The sequence below is a fragment of the Pseudoxanthomonas sp. GM95 genome, assembly GCF_900109775.1.
Taxonomy (GTDB): domain Bacteria; phylum Pseudomonadota; class Gammaproteobacteria; order Xanthomonadales; family Xanthomonadaceae; genus Pseudoxanthomonas_A.
This window is the reverse complement of sequence record NZ_FOAX01000001.1, coordinates 380225-402995: the sequence shown is the minus strand read 5'-3', so window position 1 is coordinate 402995 and position 22771 is coordinate 380225. Positions and strand designations below refer to the sequence as shown.

The 22771-nt window shown below is 66.9% G+C and carries 14 protein-coding genes and 1 tRNA gene; 7 read left to right on the top strand and 8 right to left on the bottom strand.

Annotated elements, in window-relative coordinates; translation table 11 throughout:
* Nucleotides 1–121 precede the first annotated feature (121 nt).
* The 7 genes from rimK to BMZ17_RS01780 form a co-directional block, all read right to left on the bottom strand.
* A complete protein-coding gene (gene rimK, locus BMZ17_RS01810; protein ID WP_093134639.1) occupies nt 122–1048 on the bottom strand; it encodes a 30S ribosomal protein S6--L-glutamate ligase in 927 nt (308 codons plus the stop codon).
* Nucleotides 1049–1144: 96 nt separating this feature from the next.
* Complete coding sequence (locus BMZ17_RS21365) at nt 1145–2431, bottom strand: DUF11 domain-containing protein (protein ID WP_139202772.1); 1287 nt, start codon at nt 2429–2431, stop codon at nt 1145–1147.
* Between the two features lie 84 nt (nt 2432–2515).
* Nucleotides 2516–4027 carry a DUF11 domain-containing protein gene (locus tag BMZ17_RS01800; RefSeq protein ID WP_093134630.1) on the bottom strand — a complete coding sequence of 504 codons (1512 nt, stop codon included), beginning with the start codon at nt 4025–4027 and terminating at the stop codon, nt 2516–2518.
* Complete coding sequence (locus BMZ17_RS01795; RefSeq protein ID WP_217645722.1) at nt 4027–7737, bottom strand: hypothetical protein; 3711 nt, start codon at nt 7735–7737, stop codon at nt 4027–4029. Before BMZ17_RS01795 ends, BMZ17_RS01800 begins: the two co-directional genes overlap by 1 nt.
* 17 nt (nt 7738–7754) lie before the next feature.
* The gene (locus BMZ17_RS01790) at nt 7755–13211 is read right to left on the bottom strand and encodes an OmpA family protein (protein ID WP_175485447.1); all 5457 of its coding nucleotides are present in this window, start codon (nt 13209–13211) and stop codon (nt 7755–7757) included.
* Between the two features lie 461 nt (nt 13212–13672).
* Nucleotides 13673–13746 (bottom strand) — tRNA-Gly (locus BMZ17_RS01785).
* A gap of 131 nt (nt 13747–13877) precedes the next feature.
* Entirely contained in the window at nt 13878–15719 is a 1842-nt protein-coding gene (locus BMZ17_RS01780; protein WP_093134620.1) for an autotransporter domain-containing protein, read from the bottom strand.
* A 516-nt stretch (nt 15720–16235) separates the two neighbouring features.
* Between BMZ17_RS01780 and trmB the strand changes: the two genes are divergently transcribed.
* The 3 genes from trmB (at nt 16236) to BMZ17_RS01765 (ending at nt 19317) form a co-directional block, all read left to right on the top strand.
* Nucleotides 16236–16970, top strand: coding sequence for a tRNA (guanosine(46)-N7)-methyltransferase TrmB (gene trmB, locus BMZ17_RS01775; protein ID WP_093134615.1), 735 nt, complete (start codon nt 16236–16238; stop codon nt 16968–16970).
* 67 nt (nt 16971–17037) lie between these two features.
* Complete coding sequence (locus BMZ17_RS01770; protein WP_093134611.1) at nt 17038–18900, top strand: SLC13 family permease; 1863 nt, start codon at nt 17038–17040, stop codon at nt 18898–18900.
* Between the two features lie 24 nt (nt 18901–18924).
* Nucleotides 18925–19317: an ACT domain-containing protein gene (locus BMZ17_RS01765; protein WP_093134608.1), complete on the top strand. Its 393-nt coding sequence runs from the start codon at nt 18925–18927 to the stop codon at nt 19315–19317.
* Here BMZ17_RS01765 and BMZ17_RS01760 read toward each other — a convergent pair whose 3' ends face one another.
* Nucleotides 19318–19644, bottom strand: coding sequence for a Rieske (2Fe-2S) protein (locus BMZ17_RS01760; protein ID WP_093134604.1), 327 nt, complete (start codon nt 19642–19644; stop codon nt 19318–19320).
* 82 nt (nt 19645–19726) lie between these two features.
* Between BMZ17_RS01760 and BMZ17_RS01755 the strand changes: the two genes are divergently transcribed.
* From BMZ17_RS01755 to BMZ17_RS01740, 4 genes are all read left to right on the top strand, one after another.
* Nucleotides 19727–20002, top strand: coding sequence for a hypothetical protein (locus BMZ17_RS01755; protein WP_093134599.1), 276 nt, complete (start codon nt 19727–19729; stop codon nt 20000–20002).
* Nucleotides 20003–20059: 57 nt separating this feature from the next.
* Nucleotides 20060–20767, top strand: coding sequence for a fumarylacetoacetate hydrolase family protein (locus BMZ17_RS01750; protein ID WP_093134595.1), 708 nt, complete (start codon nt 20060–20062; stop codon nt 20765–20767).
* Nucleotides 20768–20847: 80 nt separating this feature from the next.
* A complete protein-coding gene (gene mscL / locus BMZ17_RS01745) occupies nt 20848–21267 on the top strand; it encodes a large-conductance mechanosensitive channel protein MscL (RefSeq protein ID WP_093134591.1) in 420 nt (139 codons plus the stop codon).
* An 84-nt stretch (nt 21268–21351) separates the two neighbouring features.
* Nucleotides 21352–22758, top strand: a complete 1407-nt coding sequence (locus BMZ17_RS01740; protein ID WP_093134588.1) for a M28 family peptidase — start codon at nt 21352–21354, stop codon at nt 22756–22758.
* The last annotated feature ends 13 nt before the right edge of the window (nt 22759–22771 follow it).

The window sequence follows — 22771 nt, the reverse complement described above, 5'->3', positions numbered from 1 at the left end:
AGGGTCATGGAAGTCCTTGGTTGTCTTCGCAAAGCAAGAAGCGGCGGGGCTTGGGGGCTGGCTGGCCGCGTTCAGGTGGCCGATTCTGTCACACCGCCGGTGAGCATCCCTGCATGCCCGTTCACGTTGACTGCGGGGGTGCCGCGCCACCGCGACGGCCGCCGGGTCTACCACTGACCACGCGCGACGCCACCAGTTCCACCACCGCGCCGGCGATATCCACGCCGGACACCTGCTCGATGCCTTCCAGGCCGGGGGTGGAGTTGACCTCCAGCACCAGTGGGCCGCGGGCGGAGCGGATCAGGTCGACGCCGGCCACGCCCAGGCCCAGGGTGGCAGCCGCGCGCACGGCGACGCTGACCTCCTCGGGCGTGGCGGTGGCCGGCGCGGCCTCGCCACCGCGATGCAGGTTGGAGCGGAAGTCGCCCTCCGGCGCCTGTCGGCGCATCGCCGCCACGACCCGGTCGCCGACCACGAAGCAGCGCAGGTCCGCGCCCTTGGCTTCCTCGACGAACTCCTGCACCACGAAGCTGGCGTAGAGCCCGCGCAGCGCTTCAATCACCGAGCGCGAGGCCGAAGGTTTCTCGGTGAGCATCACGCCCGCGCCCTGCGCACCTTCGTTGAGCTTGATCACGTGCGGCGGCGGCCCGAGCAGGGCCAGCAGGTCGGCGGTGTCGTCGGGGTTGTCACCGAACACGGTTGCCGGCAGGTCGATGCCGTGCGCGGCCAGCAGCTGGTGCGCGCGCAGCTTGTCGCGCGCGCGCAGGATGGCATCGGAGGGATTGGGCGTGTGGCAGCCCATCAGTTCGAACTGGCGCAGCACCGCGGTGCCATAGCGCGTCACCGAGGCGCCGATGCGCGGGATCACCGCGTCGAACCCAGACAGCGTCCGGCCCTTGTAACGCAGGTCGAAGCGTCCGGCATCGATGCGCATGTAGCAGCGCAGCGGATCCAGCACCCGCACCACGTGCCCGCGCTGGCGTGCGGCTTCGACCAGGCGCTTGGTCGAGTAGAGCCGAGTGTTGCGCGAGAGGATCGCCAGTTTCATGCGGCCGGTTCGTCAGGAAAAACGGCGCCTAGCATGACATGCAGGCGCTGCGTTCCAGGTGTCGCTTCCGGCCCGCATCGCGCGAGCGGCGTTGTCTCAGTTGACCGTGCAGTTGACGGTGAAGGTCAGGCTGCCGTTGACCGGGAAGGTCGCGATGGTGAGGCCGTTACTGGACTGCAAGGCGGTCATCATCGCCGTGTTGCTGGCGGTGGGACACACCGCACCGCCGGTCGCGCTGCCGCAGCTGGCCGTGGCGCAGGTCAGCCCGGTGCTGACCGGATCCTTGATCACCGCGCCATCGGCCACGACCGGGCCATTGTTGGTCGCCACGATCTGGTAGCTGGTCGCGGCGCCGCGGGTGACTGTGTCGTTGGCCTGGTCGCTGGCGCCAAGTGTTGGTGTGTTGGTCTTGGTCACGGTCAGTTCCGCACGCAGCGAATAGCACACGCGCACCGAACCATTGCGGCCGCTGCCACCGCCGTCCGCACCCGCGACAAGCGAAGTTGCAGTCGCCGTCGAATCGACGTAGGAGCCACCACCACCCGGATAGCTGCTTTCAGGGCCGCCACCGCCGCCGGAATACCCACCGCCGCCGCCGCTTTCACGCTGATCAGCGCCGCCACCGCCGCAGATACCCCAGCCGCCCGCCGCGCCAAAGTTGTCCAGGTCTCCCGAGATATTGCCTGGATCGCCGGTACCGCCCGCACCGCCTGCAGCGCCGTTAATGGAGCAACGTGCACCACCGCGCGGGCCTTGATGCGCGCCGGAAAACGTCACGCTCCCGCCGTCGCTTAAGAATCCGCCGCCGCCGCCGCCGCCATCGCCGGTCTGACAGGCCGTCGTACCATCGGCCGCGACTTCACCGAACTGGCCGCCAGCGCCACCGGTTCCCCCGAGGCCACCGGCCGGGCAATCACCACCAGCGGCGCTGCCACCGTTGCTCCCGTTGCGGGTGGCTTGGCCGCCGCGCCCGTTGCCGGTGTTGTCATCGCCGCCACCAGCACCTGCAATGACCGCAAGCGCGCTGTCGATGTAGGCACCAGATGCGCCGCCGCCGCCAGATTCCTGGTCATTCGCGCCCGGAGGCGCCTGGCCGGGAATGAGCGTGATCACTTGTCCGGGGTTCACCGCAAACGTGCCGGCGCTCTGTGCGCCCGAACCACCCGCGTATTGCGTGTTGGTCCGCTCACCGCCGTCCGCCCCGACCGCGATCAGGTGGACCGAGGTCACCCGCGCCGGCACGGTGAAGGTAGAGACCGTGTTGCTGGTGTACGGATAGTTGGTGGTCTGTTCCAGGCCCGAAGGACAGGTGGTGACCACCTGGGCCTGGACCGAAGAAAACGCCAGCAGCATGGCGCTGGCAAGCAGGGAGCGGGAACGCACGCGCGAGAACTTCATGGAACGGCAGACCTTCAAGAGAATGTCGGAGCAAATGGCGCGCCACCCAACCACGATGGCGCATCAGATTTAGTTGACCGTGCAGGTCACCGTCAAGGTGACGGTGCTCGCGTTCGGCAGCGCGGGAATCGCCGCGCCCGTGCCCTGCAGTGCGGTTAGCAGCGCCGCGCCATTGGCCTGGGTCGGGCAAGTCGCGCTGCCGGTGGTGCCGGTGCAGTCGGCCCGCGTGCAGGTCAGACCGGTCACTGCCGGATCGGTCACAATCGCGCCATTGGCCGCCTGCGGGCCATTGTTGGTGACCACGATTGTGTAGGTGGTAGGCAAACCGCGCGTCACCGTGTCATTCGCCAGATCGCTGGCGCCCGAAGTCGGTGTATTGGTCTTGGTCACCGCAAGTTGAGCGCGCGCCTGCGTATCGGTATCTGTCGCAGAATTGTTGCTGGTGTTGGTGTCCTTCACCGTAGCGGGCAAGGTCACGCTGGCGGTATTGACGAGATTCCCAGTCCTGTTGGCTGGTACTTGCATGACGATCGTGTAGGTCGCCGTCCCACCAGAAAGCAGCGTCACGGTGTCGGTCAGGCTGCCGCTGCCGCTGCCGCCACAGGTCGAACCATTGGATGCAGCACAAGTCCAGCTGGCACTTGTAATACCGGTCGGCATCGGATCGCTGACCGTGATCGACTGCGCCGTGAAAGGCCCAGCGTTGCTCACCACCACGGTGTAGGTCACCGGGTTGCCGGGCAAATAACTGGTGACGTTGGTGCCGTCGGTCTTGGTCACCGAAATCTCGGAACCGAGCGCCACCTCTGCATTGACGCAGTGCGCGCCGTCATTGAGCTGGGCACCGGGAGAAGAAGACAGCAGCGTCAACGTTCCGTTGCCCAAGTTCACGCGATAGAAGCCGCTGCCATCGTTGGCGTTGGCGTAAACGCCGGTCGGCGTACCGAACAATGCGCCGTAAGACACGTTGCCGCCGCCGCTCCCGATCGTCGTGACCTGACCGGAAGTGACATTGATCGAAAACAGCTGATCGTTCGCAGGCGTCAGCGAATACAACAGTCCGTTGCTCCACGCCAGATCGAGGCTGTCCACTGACTGGGTCAGTGTCCGCGTGGTCGCGTGGCGCGTGGCGATGTCGATGACATACAAGGTGTTCGAGTTACGCGCGATGACGTAATACGTGCCGTTGCTTGAGATTTCACCGGCTAGAAAATTGACACCGGTCGGCAGCTGATCGACAGCTCCCAGGCTGACCGCCTGGCCGTTGTCCCCGATCTGCAGCAGGACATTGCTGTTCTGCTGGATCGCATAGAGGTAGCTGTCGTTCGGATTGAAGCCGATCGCGTTGTAATTGACCGACGCGATGGTTCCCTGCGCAGGAAAAGTGAAGGGATTGGTGCTGGTGTTGACGTTATAAAGTGTAGTGTTGGAGTTTCCATTCGGCGCCTGGGACAAGAACATGTCCGTTGGACATGTCGCGAACGCCGCTGCTTGCGCAGTCCCCACCATCCCAGCACTCGCCAGCACAGCGATCGCCCCGCGGCGCAGCAGTGTCAGGCCGGAATGGAAATTGACGCGCATCAATAGCTCCCCACCAGGTTGATGAACCAGCCCTTGTGGTTGTTGTCGAAGTCGGTCAGGTCATCGCTGAACTTGGTGAAGTTATACCCCACGCCGATCCGCAGGTTCTTGCCGATGTCACGGTCCACGCCGACCAGGTAGCCGCTGCGCGTGCCGCCGTCATCGACCTTGAGCGTGCGGTGCTCGGCCAGGGCGTGCCACTGCTGGCCCAGGTCGTAGCGGATCTGGCCGGAGTAGAACGTGGTGGCCGAATCGAACCAGTCGCCGGTGCCGCGGCCGTAACGCGCCTTGCCTTCGCGACGGGCCGCCTTGGCGGCGAACTCCCAGCGCTGGTCCAGCTTGTACACGCCTTCCAGCGAGACCACCTGGGTCTTCTGGTCGTAGTTGTTGCCGCCGATCTGGGCCAGCGTGGACAGGTCGTACAGGTAGGTGTAACGGCCAAACACGCCCCAGCGCAGCGAGTTCCACGGACGCCAGGCAAAGCCCATGTTGCCTTCGATGAACTTGGCACCGGCGGCCGGATCCAGCTTGTCGTCGGTATCCGAATAGTTCACGCGGGCGGCGATGCGCCAGCTGTCGTTGAACTTGTGGGTCAGGCGGTTGGTGGACACCCACTGCTCGCGCTGCTCGGCGCCGGTGTCGCGACGCCACTCGACCTTGCTCTGCCAGTCGGTCATTGGCGAGGTGCGACCGGCGTTGACGCTGACCGCGCGGCGATCGACGTTGCCGCCTTCGCTGTTGACCAGGTCGCCGTGCTGCAGGGTGAAGCCGGTGGTCCAGCCCTGGGCCGGATAGAAATCCAGGCCGAAGGTGTGGGCCAGGCCGGATTCGCCGGTGGTGTCGGACTTCAGGAACTGGCTTTCGTTGAAGACGTTGATCTGGTTGGACAGGCGCCAGCGCTGGCCCAGGGTCCAGCCATCCTGCGAGGTGGTGCTGAACAGCGGATCGTAGGCATCGGTGTCGCTGGTCGCGGTGTAGGCGCCGTAGAAGCTGTGCTGAGCGGTCAGGCGGTACTCGGCATCGACGGTGGCCGCGTTGCCGCGGTCGCCGCTGGTGAGTTCGGCACCGACCGAGGACAGGTTGCCGAACAGGTACTTGCCGCCGACGGTGTAGGCGTCGTTGTCGGCGTATTTGCCGTGGTCGTCGTCCAGGGTCAGCTGGGCCTGGCCGTACAGGTCCAGGCTGGTGCCGAAGCGGTGGGTGTACTTCAGCGCGCCCAGGATGCCGGCGGCATCGCCGCTGGTGCGCTGCTCTTCGACGCGACGGATTTCAGCCGCCAGCGTGTCCCATTCGCCCAGACGCCACTCGCTGGTGACCTGGGCCTGGATCAGCGATTCGGCGCCGCTCTCGGCCTTGCTGTAACGCGCGTACAGGCTCAGGTCCGGGGTGAACTGGCCGGTGACTTCGGCGCCGTATTCGGTGACGTCCTCACCGGTGTCGTAGCGACTGACCGAATAGCCCGAACCCACCTCGCGCCACCATGCACCGGCGGCCCAGTCGTTCTGGGTCCAGCCCAGTTCCTTGAAGTTGGCGCGGGCCTCGACGGCCTTGGCGTCGCCTTCGCGCGGGGCGGTGGAATTGAGCTGGGTGAAGGTGAAGCCGCCGTTGTCCGAGAAGAACACCGGCGTGGAGTACGACTCGGTCTGGGTGTACTCGGCCTTCAGGTAGGTGCCCTTGCCAGCCTGCAGGGTCAGGTCGCCACCGGCCAGGGTGTAGTCCTCGCCTGCGCGGTTTTCCTCGACGTAGGTCGCGCCCACGGCGACGTGGTCGCCCAGCCACTGCTTGCCGCGGAAGCCGGCGCTGATGTCGTCGGTCTGGAAATCGGTGGGGACGAACTCGTAGTCCACCAGCAGGCGCTGCTCGTAGCCATCCAGCGGGGTGTCGCGGGTCAGCGTGGTCACGTTCTCGCGGGTGATCTGCGAGAGCGGACGGGTCAGCAGGATGCGGCCCTGGATCTGGTCGATCTCGTAGTCCACGCCGCGGGTCAGCGAGACGCGATCGACCACGCGGCCGGTGGTCTCGTCGCTCACTTCCAGGGTGACGATGTCCGAACCGGCCAGTACTTCGGTGTGCTTGAGGTAATACAGGCTGCCGCCGGTGCCGATGAACTCGCTGTGGCCCGGCGCGCTCTGCGCCTGCGAGCCGAACGCGCGCACTTCGGTCTTGGCATCGCCCCACGGGGTGATCGCGCGCGAGCGCCAGTCGAACGCCGCACCGTACAGCGAACGCACGTACTGGCCGTACTCGGTGTCGGTGAAGCCGGTGGCGAAATTGCCCCACAGGGCCTGGTTCTTGTCCCAATCGACGCGGACGTAGAAACGGCCTTGCGTATCGACATCGCGCACCGCCGACGAGTCATCGCCGTAGGTCGGGTAGTACAGGTCCGGGTCCAGGCTGCGGAACACGTCCGTCGCATAGGCTTGGGTGAAGTTGTCGAACAGGTGCTGCAGGTCCTGCTCGGTGGTGTCCGCCTGCGCGGTCACCAGGTACTTGCCCTTGAACTTGGCCTTGCCGTAGAAGGCCAGGCGGCCGTCGCTGATGATGTCGTCGTTGTAGCGCGCATCGGTCGCCGACAGTGTTTCGGTCGAGCCGGACACCTTGTTCTGCGCGATGGTCACATCGGCGATGCCAACGCCGAAGAAGTAGCGACCGGTGACATCCACGTCCAGGCGCTGGTGCGCCGCGGCCTGGCCGTCGCCAGCCGCCGCGCCGCCCAGGCCATCGGCACCGTCCTGCAGCTCCAGATCGAAGCTGTGGCGGCCCACCGGCACCAGGTATTCGGCGACGAACTTACGCTCCAGGTCGACCGGATAGCTTTCGCCGTTGATTTCCAGCTGGTAGCCGGCCGGCAGGTTGCGGCCCTGCACGCGCACGCGCGAGCCGTACAGCGGGATGTTCTGCAGGCGCAGACCATTCCCGGAGAACACGTCCGAGATCAGGCTCTGGGTCTGGGCCTGGTCGGACGTGAGCGCGGTGCCCAGCGACTGCTCGGTGCTTTCGCGCAGCAGGTCGCTGCCGCGCTCGGCCTCTTCGGGCTTCACCAGCTGCAGCGTCTTGGGATAGGTCTCGTCGTAGCTGCCGTCCTTGTCGTAGGCGCGCAGCACGTAGACCAGCTCATCGCCGGTGCGGTAGCGGTAGGTAGACGGCAGCGCGCCATCCCAGTCGGTCTGGCTGACGTTGCCGACGTTCATCGGCACGGTCACCAGCGGCGAGACCAGATCGGTATCGCTGGCGCGGTACAGGGTCAGCTCGTAGCGCTCGACGAAGGCCGAGTAGTTGCTGCGCACATAGAACTGCACCGGCTTGGTGATCTCCTGGCCGTCGAAGGCGACCATGCTGGGCGCGGAGACCGACAGTTCGGCGGTGCCGATGGCGGGGTCCTCGGTGGCCCAGATCACGCCGCCGTTGGCCAGGTTCAGCGCGAAGCGGCCGGTGGCCTTGGCCATGCCCGGCTGGGCTTGCGCCAGGTCCACGCGGCGGTCCGGCGCCAGCGCCGCGCCGGTGGTGGCATCGGCGCCGGTCAGCGGCTGGGTTTCGCCACGCGTGCGCACCTTGAACAACAGCCCGTCGGCGGCCTGGCAGCCACCGTCGTTGCAGTCCATGGTCGAGAGCGAGTCAGGCGGCGTGATGCCCGCTTCCTGGGCCATTGCCGCAGGCGCGACGCCGGCCATCAGGCTGACCAGGGTGTAGTCCAGCAGTTTCATCTTCATGTTCATCGTCCGCCCCCTCACTGCCCGGCCACGCCGGCGGGAGCCGTTGGATCGTTGCTGGATTCCACCCGCACCTTGGCACGCGCCTCAGGCGAGAGCCGCTTTGCAATGGCTTCGTAGACCGCCTTGGCACGACGCAGGCCGAGCTCGACGTTGTAGCTGGCCGGGCCGCGACGGTCGGCATGGCCGACCACCGAGATCACGCCACCGCCCTGCTGGTCGAGGTAGGCCGCAACCCGATCCAGCAACGCGTTGAACTGCGGCTTGATCGTGGCCTTGTCCGTATCGAACAGCAGCTCGCCCAGCAGCGGTCCCTTGCCGTCCAGGCCGGCGCTCATCGAGGCCGGGTCCTGCGCATCGCTGCGCACGCTGATGGTCACGGCACGGGCCGTTTCCGGGCTCAGCTTCTGCAGCAGGGCGACCTTGACCGCGTTGGCGCGATCGAAGGCCAGGCCTTCGTCCTCACCGGTGGCGCCGATGATCACTTCGCCACCGCGGTAGGCCTCGACCTGGGCCGCCATGCGATCCACGGCCGGCAGGTACTGCGGCTTCAACTCGGCGCTGCCCGGGGCGAACAGCACCTGGCCCAGCTCCAGCTCGACCGTGCGCGCCTGGCCCTTCAGCTCCTCGACCGGCAGCTTCACGCCGAAGTCGAAGCGCGTGGGCATGCCCGTGGTGATGCGACGGACCAGCGGGTTGGCGGTGGTGAAGGTGGCGCCGGCCGGCAGCGTGGACGGATCGACCTTGAAGATGAAGTTGCGGCCACGCGCCCAGTCGCCACTGCTGACGCCTTCCAGGTGGTAGCGGCCGAACTGGTCGGTCTCCAGCAACATGCCCTCGACCGAGGCCACGCGCACGCCGGGGATGCCGCGCTCGTCGACGCCTTCGTTGCGGATCACGTAGTCGACGATCGTGCCCTGCTCGCCCTGCGAGATGTGGCGCTCGACGACCGGCGCCGCTCCGTTGAGGCCCTTGGCCGCATCGCCGGACTTCTCCACGCGGGTCTGGCCGGCGGCGTCCATGTGCACGGTCACGCCCTGCTTGGTGGTCAGCACGAAGTCATCGGTGAAGCGCGGCGAGGTCAGCACCTGGCGGATCACCACCTGGTGCGCGCTGGCCGGATCGGCGCTGGACTGACGGGCGCTGATGCCGCCCACGGCGATGCCGTGCAGTAGCGGGGCGCTGGCGTCGGCCTGCGGCTGCCAGCCCTTGCCGGCATCCATCACGGTCGAGTTCGGCACGTACACCGACGGATCGAAGCCACCCTGCACGCGCAGGCCGGTGATCTCGGCGTTGTCCTGCCAGCCGTCGCCGTCGCGGTCGTCGAACACCGTGCCGAACAGCAGGCTTTCATCGACCAGCGCATCGGACTGCACCGTCACCGAGGCGGTGGCGATGTTGGAAACCGACGTGCCGCCGGCGGTGAATGCCTGGGCCTGGTTGACCTGGGTGCCCTGGCGCACGCCTGCACCGACGCGCATCAGGTAGATGAAGGTCGCGCTCTTGCCCGCGGCCACGTCCACGCCTTCGATGCGGATCGGGCTCTGGCCGCTGACCGTGGCGCTGTTGTCGCCATCCACCACCGACAGCGAGCCTTCCACGTAGGTGAAGCCGGCCGGCGGCGTATCCAGGACGTTGCCGCCCAGGAAGGCGCCATCGCCCACGTTCTCCACCGTCAGCGTGTAGCGCACCAGGTCACCGACCACCGCCGTGCTGGTGGCGACGGTCTTGGTGACACGGATGTCGTAGCTGGAGGCCACCACCACCGTCGCCGTCGAACTGGCGCAGTTGGTCGGGTCCGCACGCTCGCAGATCGTGTACGGATAGCTGTACGTGCCTGCCGGGGTGCCGGCCGAGATGGTGATGGTGCCATCCGGGTTCATCACGATGCTCGACGGCAGCGGCGAGAGGCCCGGGGTCAGGATCACGTTGCCCGGATTCACCGGCTGACCGCCCAGCGTGTCGTTCAACAGCACGCTCGGCGTGGTGCCGCCCTGCTCGCCGTTGATGGTCGGCGGGGTGTCGCTGACCGAGGCGATCGGCGTGAAGGTCACGGTCACCGTGGCAATCGCGCTGGCGCAATTGGTCGGGTTGGCGATCTCGCAGATCGTGTACGGGTAGCTGTAGGTGCCTTCCGGCGTGCCTGCCGCGACAGTGACGGTGCCATCCGGGTTCATCGTGATGCCGGCCTGGGGCGAGGTGCCCGGGGTCAGCGTCACGGTGGCGGTGGTCACCGGCTGGCCGTTCAACGTGTCGTTGGCCAGGACCGACACGGTACTGGTGCCGCTGTCGGTAATCGCCGGCAGGGAGTCGTTGGTGGCCACGATCGGCGGCGCCACGACCACGGTGGCGGTCGCGGTGTCACAGGTGCTGGTGCTGCCGGTGACGCAGATCGTGTACGGATAACTGTACGTGCCCGCCGGCGTACCGACCGCCACCGTGATGGTGCCGTCCGGATTCATCGTCAGGCCGGCCGGTGCGGTGCCCGGGGTCAGCGTGACGTTGGCCGGGGTTGCCGGCTGGCCGTTCAACGTGTCGTTGGCCAGGACCGACGCCGTGCTGCCACCGCCATTGACGGCCGGGAAGCTGTCGTTGACCGCGTCGATCGGCGGACTGATGGTGATCGAGGCCACCGCCGAGTCGCAGTTGGCGGCATTACCTGCCTGGCAGATCGTGTATGGATAGGCGTAGGTGCCCGCGGGCGTTCCAGCGGCCACGGTGATCGTGCCATCCGGGTTCATCGAGATCCCGGACTGCGGCGAGGTGCCAGGAATCAGCGTCACGCTCGTGGTGGTCGCCGACTGACCATTGATCAGGTCATTGCCCAACACGGACGTCGTCGTGCCACCGGCTGCCATGTCGATGCTTGGGAACGAATCGCTGACGGCATCAATCGGCAGAACAGGGTCGTTGATCGTGCCGATGCCGCTGACGCCACCGATCACCAGATTGGTGGTCTCGCCACTGTCAGCCACGTTGTCGGCCATCGTCGGATAGCTGACGGTAAAGGTCGTCACGCCGGCCGGCACGGTCAGCACGCCACCGGCCAAGGTCACCCCGTCGGAGAACGTCGGGCTGTTGGTGTAGTCCGCTGGCGCTGTAGCAGTGCCATCGGCCAAGGTGAACGGATAGGTCGTCGGGTTGCTGGTCGCACCGGACAGGGTCACGGTGTGCACCAGCGCACTGCCTTCGGTCGCCGTGGCATTACTCACGCTCTGTACCGTCGGTGCGGTCGGATCGTTGATCGTGCCGGTGCCAGTGACGCCACCGACCGTCAGCTGGGTCGTCTCGCTGCCTTCGGCCTGGTTGTCGGCGTTGGTCGCGTAGGTCACCGTGAAGCTGGTGACGCCGGCAGGTACCGTCAGCACGCCGTTGGCCAGGGTCACGCCGTTGCTGAAGCTGGCGCTGGTGGAGAAGTCGGTGCCGGCCGTGGCCGTGCCGCCCACCAGGGCATAGCTATAGGTCGTCGGGTTGCTGGTCGCCGCCGACAGGGTCACCGTCTGGACCAGGTTCTGGCCTTCGGTCACCGTGTCGTCGGACACCGTGCTCACCGTCGGCGCGGTCGGATCGTTGATCGTGCCGGTGCCAGTGACGCCACCGACCGTCAGCTGGGTCGTCTCGCTGCCTTCGGCCTGGTTGTCGGCGTTGGTCGCGTAGGTCACCGTGAAGCTGGTGACGCCGGCAGGTACCGTCAGCACGCCGTTGGCCAGGGTCACGCCGTTGCTGAAGCTGGCGCTGGTGGAGAAGTCGGTGCCGGCCGTGGCCGTGCCGCCCACCAGGGCATAGCTATAGGTCGTCGGGTTGCTGGTCGCCGCCGACAGGGTCACCGTCTGGACCAGGTTCTGGCCTTCGGTCACCGTGTCGTCGGACACCGTGCTTACCGTCGGCGCGGTCGGATCGTTGATCGTGCCGGTGCCATTGACGCCACCCACGGTCAGCGTCGTGGTCTCGCCGTTGTCGGACACGTTGTCGGCGATGGTCGGGTAGCTCACCGTAAAGGTGCTCACGCCCGACGGCACCGTGATCAGACCCGTGCCGCTGTTGTAGGTCACACCATTGGTGAAGGTCAGTGGCGAGGTGTTGAAGTCCGTCCCGGCCGTGGCCGTCACGCCCACCAAGTTCAGGGCATAGGTCGTCGAGGCTGTGGTCGCCGCGCTCAACGTCACCGTGTGCACCAGCGGGTTACCTTCCACCGCCGTCGCGCTGCCAACCGTGCTTACCGTCGGCGCAGGATCGCGGATCGTACCGGTGCCCGAGACACCGCCCACGGTCACCCGCGTAGTCTCGCCATCATCGGCCACGTTGTCCGTCGTGGTCGGGTAGCTCACCGTAAAGGTGCTCACACCCGACGGCACCGTGATACGACCAGTGCTGCTGTCGTAAGTCACACCGCCGGTGAAGGTCAACGGCGAGGTGTTGAAGTCCGTCCCGGCCGTGGCCGTCACGCCCACCAGGCTGAACGCATAGCTGGAGCTGGCCGTCGTCGTAGAGCCCAGCGTCACCGTATGAACCAGCGGACTGCCTTCCACGGCCGTGGCATCACCCACAGTGGAAACGGTCGGCGGATCGCTGATCGTGCCGGTGCCATTGACGCCACCCACGGTCAGCGTCGTGGTCTCGCCGTTGTCGGACACGTTGTCGGCGATGGTCGGGTAGCTCACCGTAAAGGTGCTCACGCCCGACGGCACCGTGATCAGACCCGTGCCGCTGTTGTAGGTCACACCATTGGTGAAGGTCAGTGGCGAGGTGTTGAAGTCCGTCCCGGCCGTGGCCGTCACGCCCACCAAGTTCAGGGCATAGGTCGTCGAGGCTGTGGTCGCCGCGCTCAACGTCACCGTGTGCACCAGCGGGTTACCTTCCACCGCCGTCGCGCTGCCAACCGTCTGTACACTCGGGTTGATTGTCGTCACGTCGGACGCGTTGCAGCGAGCCTGGGTCGTACCAGAAGCCAAACAGGTGGTGTCGCCACCGCCACTCGCGCGCGCGGTGTTGGTCACACTGCTGCCTGCATTGGCTGCAACGGACACTGTCAAGGTAATGGGATTGCCCGCCGCCCCGTTCGCGATGACGGTCGCGCTGGTGGTGTTGCAGGTCACGGTCTGGCCCGAAACGCCACAGGTCCAGCCGGTACCGTTGCCCGACACATAGGTCAGACCGGTCGGTAACGTGTCGACGACTGTAATGGTGCCGCTGGTGGAGGTCGTACCGGTGTTGCTGACGGTCAGCGTGTACGTACCGGTGCTGCCAGGACTGAAGTTACCGATATGCGTCTTGGTCAGCGACAGCTGCTGAGCGACGACCGTGTCGGTATCCGAGGCCGAGACGGCGCAGGTGCCGCCAGCCGTACACGTCGTGCCGGTTGGGTTGGTCACGGTGACGGTGTTCGTCACCGTCGACTGGGCGGCCGCGGGAAGGATCGTGGAATACGCCAGGAACGCTGCGACCGACAGGACGGCACGCAGGACGGCCGGCACTCGGCCATTCAGGTTTTGCACCACGAGTTGTTCCCCTATCCCAAAACCAGCTAACTCAATCGCGTTGCGCACGAAACGTGCCAGACGCTGTCCCCATGCCGACGCCATGCCGGCAAGCGATGCAAGTCCCCAAGCGTCGCCTTCTTCTGCTACGCGTGTTCGCGGAAAAAAGACGCAGACTTAACAATATGATAACTGAGTCACGGAAATTGACAATCAGACATGAAATTAAGAATGCAAGTCTCATTTGTAACGCCGGACGCCATTTTGGCCTTGGGCCGGCGCGGGATCGCTCCAAGTGAGCACCAATAACTGTGACAAACGTCAATTTGTGACCGAGAGCGGTAGCCATCACGTCAGGGAGTGCCGCGCAAGGCAACGCCGGCGCGCGAGGCGGCAAGAGGGCACAACGAGGGGATCGAAGCTTTAACAAGCGCCCGGCAAGACCACGGGGCCGAAACTGGAGCGGGTGAAGGGAATCGAACCCTCGTCAGTAGCTTGGGAAGCTACAGCTCTACCATTGAGCTACACCCGCATCGGGTGGGCGGCAGTCTATGCCGGGCCTCCTCGACCGCGCAACGGCGATCGCGCGGCGATGGCCAAAACGCCAGCGCCCGGCTTGGGCCGGGCGCTGGATTCAACACTGGAACGTTGCAGCAGGACGACTCAGAAGCTGCCGCCCAGGCTCAGGAACAGGCCCGCGTCATTCGCCGCGCTCTGGCCGATGGTGGTGCGGGCGCCCACGTCGGCGCTCAGGTCGCCGATCTGGGCGCGGGCGCCGACCACGAACACGCCGTAGTCGCGGTCGAATTCCACGCCCGGCACCGCATACGGCATCGCGCCCGGGATGGTCTGCAGCGAGGCCCAGGCCATGCCGGCGTTGTCTTCGAACTCGTGGTTGTACGTAGCCTGCGCGTACGGCGTCACCGTCGGCGAGATCTGGAAGCTCGCGCGCCAGCCGACGCTCCCAATCAGCGAGTCAAATTCCTGGTCCTGGTAGGACAGCGCGGTGGAGTTGAGCTCCTTCTCGTCGTAGCCGTCGACCTTGATGGTCTGCGAGACCAGGCCCAGCACCGGGCCGGTCTTCCAGCTGCCGCCGTTGCCGAAATCGAAGCCGGCGTTGACCGCGGCAGTCAGGTTGCTGCCGTCCGGCGAGCCGGTCTGCTTGCGGGTGGCCGCGCCCAGCTGGATCTCGCGGGTCACGTCGTACTTCAACCAGCTGTAGCTGACCTGGGCGTTGACCCAGGCGCCGCCGCCGGCCCACTGGGCGAACACGCCGGCCGTGGTGTCTTCCTGGTCGAACTCGCCCGAGGAATGGCCGAAGTCTTGGGTGCCCTTGCCGTAGCCGGCGAAGCCGCCCAGGGTCAGGCCGCCGTTCAACCAGTCAATGCCGAACAGGCCAGCCGGCGTGGTGCCGTCGTACAGGTCGCCGTCCTGCTGGCGCTGCATGTCGCCACGCACGTTGCCCCACCAGCGCAGGCCCTGGCCTTCCGCGGCGCCATCGGCATGCATGGCCACGCGCTCGGCGCGCGAGTAGCCGGTCACCGTGGCCGAATGGGTCAGCACCGACACCTGGCGCGGGCCTTCCAGCACCGACAGGGCGTACTGCGAGAGCACTTCGTGCGCGGCGGCGCTGGGGTGCACGCCGTCGGCGAAGATGTAGTCCGAGGCCGCGGTCGGGGTCGCGTAATTCAGCGGGCTGCAGGTCACCGACGACGCCACCGTGCAGGCGGTGCCGGTCGCGTTGGTGAAACCGTAGGTGGCCGGCGAGGCGGTGATTTCGTCGATCAGGGTGAAGGTGTCCAGCGGGATCACGCGCAGGCCGCTGGCGGCCAGGCCGTTGAACAGCGCGGTGTTGTAGCTGGTGGCCAGCTGGGTGCCGGCGGCCGAGGCCGCCGCGCCGCCCGCCAGGAACTGCGGGGTCTTGCCCAGGTCCGGGATCGTCGGCACCAGCACGTACTGCGCGCCGGCCGCCTGCAGCGTGCCGATCAGGCCGATCTGGGTGGTCACGGCCGAGCCGATGGTGGTCTGCGCCGGCGCGCCGGCGGCCACGGCAAACAGGTCGTTCGCCCCGCCCCACACCGAATACAGCGCCTTGGCATCGGCCACGCCGCCGGTGCTGGTCAGGTAGCTGGTCACCTGCGAGGAGATCGACGGCGCTACGCCCAGCGCCGTGGCGCTGTTCACGCCCACCCGCGCACCGCCGACGGCGTAGTTGGTGCCGCCCTGGTTGTCGCTGGTGGCGTTGGTGCCATAGAAATCGGCCAGGTACTCGCCCCAGACAAGGCCCGGGTTGGTGGTGAAGCGGCCGACGATGGCGGCCGACGGGCCGGCGATCTGGATCAGGGTCGGACGGAAGTGGCCCGAGTCGGACAGGCTGTCGCCAAAGAACACGGTCTGCGAATAGACCTGCTCGCCGTGAGCCTGCGGGGCGCCAGCAGCCAGGGCAACGACCACCGCGGCGGCCAGGGTGGACAGGGAACGGGGTGCGCGCATGTGAAGCTCCATCGTGTCGCGTGGGATGTCTGGGCGTGGCGCCGACCGTACGGCACCGCATTGGGTCGTTATGATTTCATTACGACACATGCCAACTCACGCTGCAGTGCGGCACATCGTGCGGCGGAGGTGGCGGGCACCACACAGCGCAGGCGTGCGCAGGAGCGCTACGAACCACGCCCGGCCTTGGCCCTGCGGATTGCTGCGCAAGGCGTCAGCGACCGCGACGATCCTTCCGCTGTTTTCGACCGCACGCCACGCAGCCCAAGCGCTCGCCATCGGCCACAGCCGCAACGCCCAACTTTGCGAGAACGCCACCACGCTGCGCCGCACGGTCGTGCGGATCACGCGACCGCGCCGACAAGTTGGGCGATAATCCGTGCATGTGTGCACCCCACCCCCATGCTTCGCAGGTCAGCGCGGGCCAGGCCCTCGCCTCGCGCCTGTCGACTTTCCTCCGCAACGCCCCACTGATCGCCCCGCGCCGCGCCCACCGCGCGCCGCTGTTTGCCGGGCGGCTCGGCTGACATGACCGATCCGTTTTCCAGCCCGGGCGCCAAGGCGCCGCCCAAGCCATTCACCGCGACCGAAGGCCACCGCCCGGTGCGCAGCTTCGTGCTGCGCCAGGGGCGCTTCACCGAAGCCCAGCAGCGCGCGTTCGACCAGGCCTGGCCACAGCTGGGCCTGGACTACACCGGCCAGCCGCGCGACTTCGACGCGATCTTCGGCCGCCAGGCCAAGCGCGTGCTGGAGATCGGCTTCGGCAACGGCGAGGCGCTGCGCTTCGCCTCGCAGCAGGACCCCAGCCGCGATTACATCGGCATCGAAGTCCATGCTCCCGGCGTGGGTCGCCTGCTCAACGCGCTGGAAGCCGATGGCGCCCAGCACGTGCGCCTGTACCACTACGACGCGGTGGAAGTGCTGCAGAACGAGGTGGCCGCCGGGTCGCTGGACGAGATCCGCATCTATTTCCCCGATCCGTGGCACAAGAAGCGCCACAACAAGCGCCGCCTGATCCAGCCTGAGTTCGCCAAGCTGCTGGTCTCGCGCCTGGCGCCCGATGGCCGCCTGCACGCGGCCACCGACTGGCAGGACTATGCCGAGCAGATGTGGGACGTCCTCGATGCCACGCCCGGCCTGCGCAACCGCGCTGGCGCGCGCGGCCATGTCGAACGCCCGGCCTGGCGCCCGCAGACCCATTTCGAAACGCGCGGCCAGAACCTCGGCCACGGCGTCTGGGACCTGGTCTATGACCGCTGCTGACGAACCGTTCCCAGCCGCTGGCGCGCAGGTCGCGCCAGGCTTTTCCAAGCGCGTGCGATAAGACCGGATGGATACCGCCCTCACGCTGACCAACGACATGCGCCTGGTGCTGGGGCTGGTCGGCTTCGTGATGGTGATGTTCCTGTTCGAGCGCATCCGCGCCGACGTGGTCGCGGTGGTCGTGCTGGTGGTGCTGGGCCTGACCGGGCTGGTCGCGCCTGAGGAAATCTTCGGCGGCTTTTCCGGTAACGCGGTGATGAGCATCATCTCCACCACGATTCTGGGTGCAGGGCTGGAGCGCACCGGCGCGCTCAACCGGCTCGCGTCCTGGCTGCTGCGGCGCGGACACGGCGTCGAACAGCGCCTGCTGCTGCTGACCACGGCGATCGCCGGGCTCAACTCGTCCTTCATGCAGAACCCGTCGGTGATGGCGCTGTACCTGCCGGTCACCGCGCGCCTGGCCTCGCGCACCACGCTCAACCTGCAGCGCCTGCTGCTGCCGATCTGCTCGGCGATCGTGATGGGCGGCGCGCTGACCATGGTCGGCAACTCGCCGCTGATCCTGCTCAACGACCTGATGGTCTCGGCCAACAACAACCTGCCCTCGGGCATGGCCACGCTGGAGCCGCTGCGTATGTTCGCGCCGCTGCCGATCGGCGTGGCACTGCTGCTGGCCTCGCTGGCGTACTTCCGCTTCTACGGCGATCGCAAGCTGAAGGAGGAAACCACCGGCACTGCCAGCGCCGCGCCGGCCCGCACCGAGAGCTACTTCGCCAGCACCTACGGCATCGAGGGCGAGGTGTTCGAGCTCACCGTCAGCGCCGACAGCCCGCTGGTCGGCATGACCCTGGGCGAAGCCGAAGCGCTGCACGGCGCGCCGCTGATGCTGGCCCTGCAGACCGGCAACGACACGCGCCTGGCACCGCCGGCGGACATGCGCATCTGGGTGGGCAGCGTGCTGGGCGCGATGGGCGCGCGCCAGGACGTGGCGGACTTTTCGCAGAACCAGTTCCTGCGCCTGTCTTCGCGCCTGCGCCACTTCGGCGATCTGTTCAATCCCAGCCGCGCCGGTATCTCCGAAGCCGTGGTGCCACCGACCTCGCACTTCATCGGCAAGAGCGCGGCCGAGCTGGCGCTGCGCAAGAAGTCCGGCATCAGCCTGCTGGCGATCAACCGCGACAAGAAGGTGGTGCGCGAGGACGTGCGCAAGGTGCCGCTGCGCGCGGGCGACATGCTGGTGCTGCACAGCATCTGGCAGGACCTGGCCGCCACGGCCAAGAACGGCGACTTCGTCGTGGTCACCGATTACCCCAAGGGCGAGCAGCGGCCGCACAAGTTCAAGATCGCGATGGCGATCTTCGCCCTCACGATCATCATCGCGCTGACCTCGCGCCTGCCGGTCGCGCTGACCCTGATGACCGGCGTGGCCGGCATGCTGCTGACCGGAGTGCTGCGCATGGACGAGGCCTACGCCTCGATCAACTGGAAGACCGTGTTCCTCATGGCCGGCCTGATTCCGCTGGGCTGGGCGATGGACAGCAGCGGCGCGGCGGCCTGGGTCGCCGGCCACACGGTTGAACGCCTGCCCGAAGGCTTGCCGGTGTGGGTGCTGGAGATCGCCATCGCGCTGCTGACCACAGCATTCTCGCTGGTGATCAGCCACGTCGGCGCGACCATCGTGATGGTGCCGATGGCGATCAGCCTGGCACTGGCCGCCGGCGGCAATCCGACCGCGTTCGCGCTGATCACCGCGTTGTCGGCGTCCAACAACCTGATGACCGCCTCCAACCCGGTGGTGTCGATGATCACCGGCCCGGCCAACTACAACGCGCGACAGATGTGGCGCGTGGGTGGGCCGATGTCGCTGATCTACACCGTGGTGGTGGTCGGCATGGTCAACCTGATGTTCTGGTGGAGCAGCCGCGTCTGAGCGGCAACGAAGGAATTCACACGCATGGCATTGACCCTCAAGCTGCTGCAAGGCCAATTCGCGGTGTGCCGACTGCCGGCCGGCTCGGCGCTGCCGGCCTGGTTCGTCCACGGCGCCCTCTCGCACGTGAGCTGGACCGACGAGGAACTGTCCATCGTCTGCGACGAGGCGCATGTGCCCGAGGACGTGCAATGCGAACGCGGCTGGCGCAGCCTGATGCTGCACGGTCCGTTCGCCTTCGACCTGACCGGCATCCTGGCCCAGGTGCTGCTGCCGTTGGCCGCGGCCAACGTGGGCATCTTCGCGGTCTCGACCTTCGATACCGACTACGTGATGGTCAAGCAATCACAGTTGGCGACCAGCCTGGACGCATTGCGCGCCGCCGGCCACACCGTCAACGAGCCGATCGCGCGCTAGCTAATTAACCAGCGCGACCACGCCATCGCGCACCTGCACCGCGATCGCGCGCAAGGCTTCGCCGCGACACGGTCCGGCCAGGCACTGTCCACCTTGTAATTCGAACGTCGCGCCGTGCGCGGCGCACACCAGCTGACCGCTCTTGCTGAGCAAAAACTTGCCCGGCGCCCAGTCCAGCCGACGCCCGGCATGCGGGCAGACGTTGAGCCAGGCACGCACCTGCGCGCCATCGCGCAGCAGGATGAGCGATTCGGCAATGCCATCGATGACCGCCTCGGCCTCGGCCGGCACGCCATCGACCAGCGATTCGAAATCGGTCACATCCATGGGATTAACAAAGGTTTCACACACTCTCCGGGGAGGTGACCATACTGCGCCGACGGTTCCCAACCATTGTGTCACGCGCCCAATGATCCGCACCTTCTCCTTCGATGCCTCACGCCTGCGTGCTGTATTCGCACCGCGCAAGCCCCGCCACCCGCTGCTGCGCCTGGCCGTCGGCCTGCTCGGCCTGGGCGTGCTGTGCGTGCTGGTGTTCTTTGGTGTGTTCGTCGGTGCGGCCATGCTGGCGGCCGGCATGGCCTATCGCCTGCTGCGTCCGCGCCAGCGCGCCAGCGCACAGCAGCGCGTGGTGGAAGGCGAATACGAAGTCGTGCGCAAGCCGGCGCTGCCGCTCTCGCACTGAGTTCGCGTCCGCGCGATTACACTCCGGCATTCCCTAGCGTCAGTCAGGAATGCCTCGATGTCCGATGTGATTTCCGCGCCCGTGCAGGCGCGTGTGCCGGTGCGCGGCGGCGGCACGTTCCCCGTGCGTCGCATCTACTGTGTCGGCCGCAACTTCGCCGACCACGCCCGTGAAATGGGCGCCACCGCGCCGGCGTCCAAAGCCGATCGCGGCAACCCGACCTTCTTCGCCAAGCCGGCCGATGCGATCGTCATCGACGGCGCCGACGTGCCCTATCCGACCGGCACGTCCGACCTGCACCATGAAGTGGAACTGGTGGTCGCGCTCGGTACCGACGCACCGGCCGGCGTGCTGCCGCTGGAGGCCACCGACGCACTGATCTACGGCTATGGCATCGGCCTGGATCTGACCCGCCGCGACCTGCAGGCCGCCGCGAAGAAGGCCGGCCTGCCCTGGGACACGGCCAAGGGCTTCGATCATTCCGCGCCGATCAGCGAACTGGTCCCCGCCGCGCAGGTCACTGACCTGATGGCGCTCGGCGTGACGCTGACCGTCAACGGCACCCAGCGCCAGCACGCACCGTTGACCGACATGATCTGGGACGTGCCGGACATCCTGCACGAACTGTCCAAGCTCTACGCGCTCAAGGCCGGCGACCTGGTCTTCATGGGCACGCCTTCCGGCGTGGCGGCACTGCAAGCCGGCGATACCTTCGTCGGCAGCCTCGATGGCGTGGTGGACGTGCGCGGCACGATCACGGGTTGAGGACGCACGGTTGACCGCATGGCAACATCGCCCTGCGTTAGGCTTACCGTGAACTTCCCCCACCTTTAAGGAGACAGCCCATGGGCATGATCAGCGAATTCAAGACCTTCGCCATGCGCGGCAACGTGATCGACCTGGCGGTCGGTGTGGTGATCGGCGCGGCCTTCGGCAAGATCGTCACCTCGTTGGTCAACGACATCATCATGCCGCCGATCGGACTATTGATTGGTGGCGTGGATTTCTCCGCCCTGGTGCTGACCTTGCGCGATGCCGCGGTGGACGCAGCCGGCAAGGAGATTCCGGCGGTGACGATCAACTACGGCACCTTCATCAACATCGTCATCCAGTTCGTCATCGTGGCCTTCGCCATCTTCATGGTCGTGCGCACCATCAACCGCTTCAAGCACAAGGAAGAGGCCAAGCCGGAAGCTCCGGCGCCGACGCCGGAAGACGTGCTGCTGCTGCGCGAGATCCGCGATTCGCTGAAAAAGCAGCCGTAACGCTACGGCGCGAACGCTGGAAAACACGGGGCCGCGGGCTGTTAAGCTCGCGGCTCTTTTCTTTTCCCCTTGGAGCGCCCCCGCATGCGTCGTTCGATCCTCGCCAGTGCCCTGCTGTTGTGCACCGCGCTTCCCCTGCAGGCCGCCACCCCGACGACGATCCCCGATGCCGCGCTCAAGACCGCCGACACGCTGCGTGCGCAGGCGCTGGCCGACGACACCGGCTGGAAGGTCACAGAATCGCTGACCACCGAAGTCGGCCCGCGCCTGGCCGGCAGCGAAGCCGATGCCCGCGCCGTGGCCTGGGCACAGGCCAAGTTCAAGGAACTGGGCTTCGACAAGGTGTGGACCGAGCCGGTGACTTTCCCCAAGTGGGAGCGCCGCAGCGAAAACGCGCAGGTCACCGGCGCGCATGCGCAGCCGCTGGTGGTGACCGCGTTGGGCGGCAGCGCCGGCGGCACGGTCGAAGCGCAGATCGTGCGTTTCCCAGACCTGGCTGCGCTGCAGGCCGCGCCGGAAGGCTCGCTGGCCGGCAAGATCGCCTTCGTCGATTTCCAGATGCAGAAGAAGCTCGATGGCGGTGACTACCGCTACGGCGGCGGCATCCGCGGCCGCGGCCCGTCAGAGGCGATCAAGAAGGGCGCGCTCGGCTTCCTGATGCGTTCGGCCGGCACCACGCCGCATCGCGTGGTCAACACCGGCATCACCCGCTACGAGGCTGGACTGACGCCGATTCCTGCCGCCGCCGTGTCGATCCCCGATGCCGACCAGCTCGCACGCCTGGTCAAGCTGGGCCCGGTCACCGTGAAGCTGGCCCTGGACTGCGGCTGGGATGGCGAGGCGACCAGCTACAACGTGATCGGCGAGATCACCGGGCGCAGCAAGCCCAAGGAAATCGTGCTGACCGGCGGGCATCTGGACTCGTGGGATCTGGGCACCGGCGCGATCGACGACGCGGCTGGCATCGGCATCTCGATGGCCGCCGCGCACCTGGTCGCCAAGCAGCGCCCGGCCCGCACGATCCGCGTGGTGGCCTTCGCCAATGAGGAACAGGGCCTCTACGGCGGCCAGGCCTACGCCAAGGCGCACGCCAAGGAGATCAAACAGCACGTGATCGCGGCCGAAAGCGACTTCGGTGCCGGCCACATCTATGCCTTCGACAGCAATGCCGCCGACCACGCCAAGGGCGCGATCGAGGCGATTGCCGGCGCGCTCAAGCCGCTGGACGTGGCCCACAAGCCCGGCACCGGCGACCCGGAATCGGACATCGGTCCGATGGCGCAGCTGGGCATGACCTGGGCGTTCCTGGGCCACGACGGCACCAATTACTTCGACCTGCACCACAACGCCGACGACACCCTGGACAAGATCGACCCGAAGGACCTGGCCCAGAATGTCGCCGCCTACGCGGTGTTCCTGTACCTGGCCTCGGAGGCCAAGGGTGATTTCGGCAGCACGCCCAAGGCCGCCCCGGCCAAGCCGGGCCACTGAACCGCCCACGCAC

Bases quoted from the DNA above. Each gene is read 5' to 3' on its own strand.
- rimK (WP_093134639.1), bottom strand. From the start codon at position 1,048: ATGAAACTGGCGATCCTCTCGCGCAACACTCGGCTCTACTCGACCAAG.
- BMZ17_RS01800 (WP_093134630.1), bottom strand. From the start codon at position 4,027: ATGCGCGTCAATTTCCATTCCGGCCTGACACTGCTGCGCCGCGGGGCG.
- BMZ17_RS01795 (WP_217645722.1), bottom strand. From the start codon at position 7,737: ATGAAGATGAAACTGCTGGACTACACCCTGGTCAGCCTGATGGCCGGC.
- BMZ17_RS01780 (WP_093134620.1), bottom strand. From the start codon at position 15,719: ATGGAGCTTCACATGCGCGCACCCCGTTCCCTGTCCACCCTGGCCGCC.
- trmB (WP_093134615.1), top strand. From the start codon at position 16,236: ATGACCGATCCGTTTTCCAGCCCGGGCGCCAAGGCGCCGCCCAAGCCA.
- BMZ17_RS01770 (WP_093134611.1), top strand. From the start codon at position 17,038: ATGGATACCGCCCTCACGCTGACCAACGACATGCGCCTGGTGCTGGGG.
- BMZ17_RS01765 (WP_093134608.1), top strand. From the start codon at position 18,925: ATGGCATTGACCCTCAAGCTGCTGCAAGGCCAATTCGCGGTGTGCCGA.
- BMZ17_RS01760 (WP_093134604.1), bottom strand. From the start codon at position 19,644: ATGGATGTGACCGATTTCGAATCGCTGGTCGATGGCGTGCCGGCCGAG.
- BMZ17_RS01755 (WP_093134599.1), top strand. From the start codon at position 19,727: ATGATCCGCACCTTCTCCTTCGATGCCTCACGCCTGCGTGCTGTATTC.
- BMZ17_RS01750 (WP_093134595.1), top strand. From the start codon at position 20,060: ATGTCCGATGTGATTTCCGCGCCCGTGCAGGCGCGTGTGCCGGTGCGC.
- mscL (WP_093134591.1), top strand. From the start codon at position 20,848: ATGGGCATGATCAGCGAATTCAAGACCTTCGCCATGCGCGGCAACGTG.
- BMZ17_RS01740 (WP_093134588.1), top strand. From the start codon at position 21,352: ATGCGTCGTTCGATCCTCGCCAGTGCCCTGCTGTTGTGCACCGCGCTT.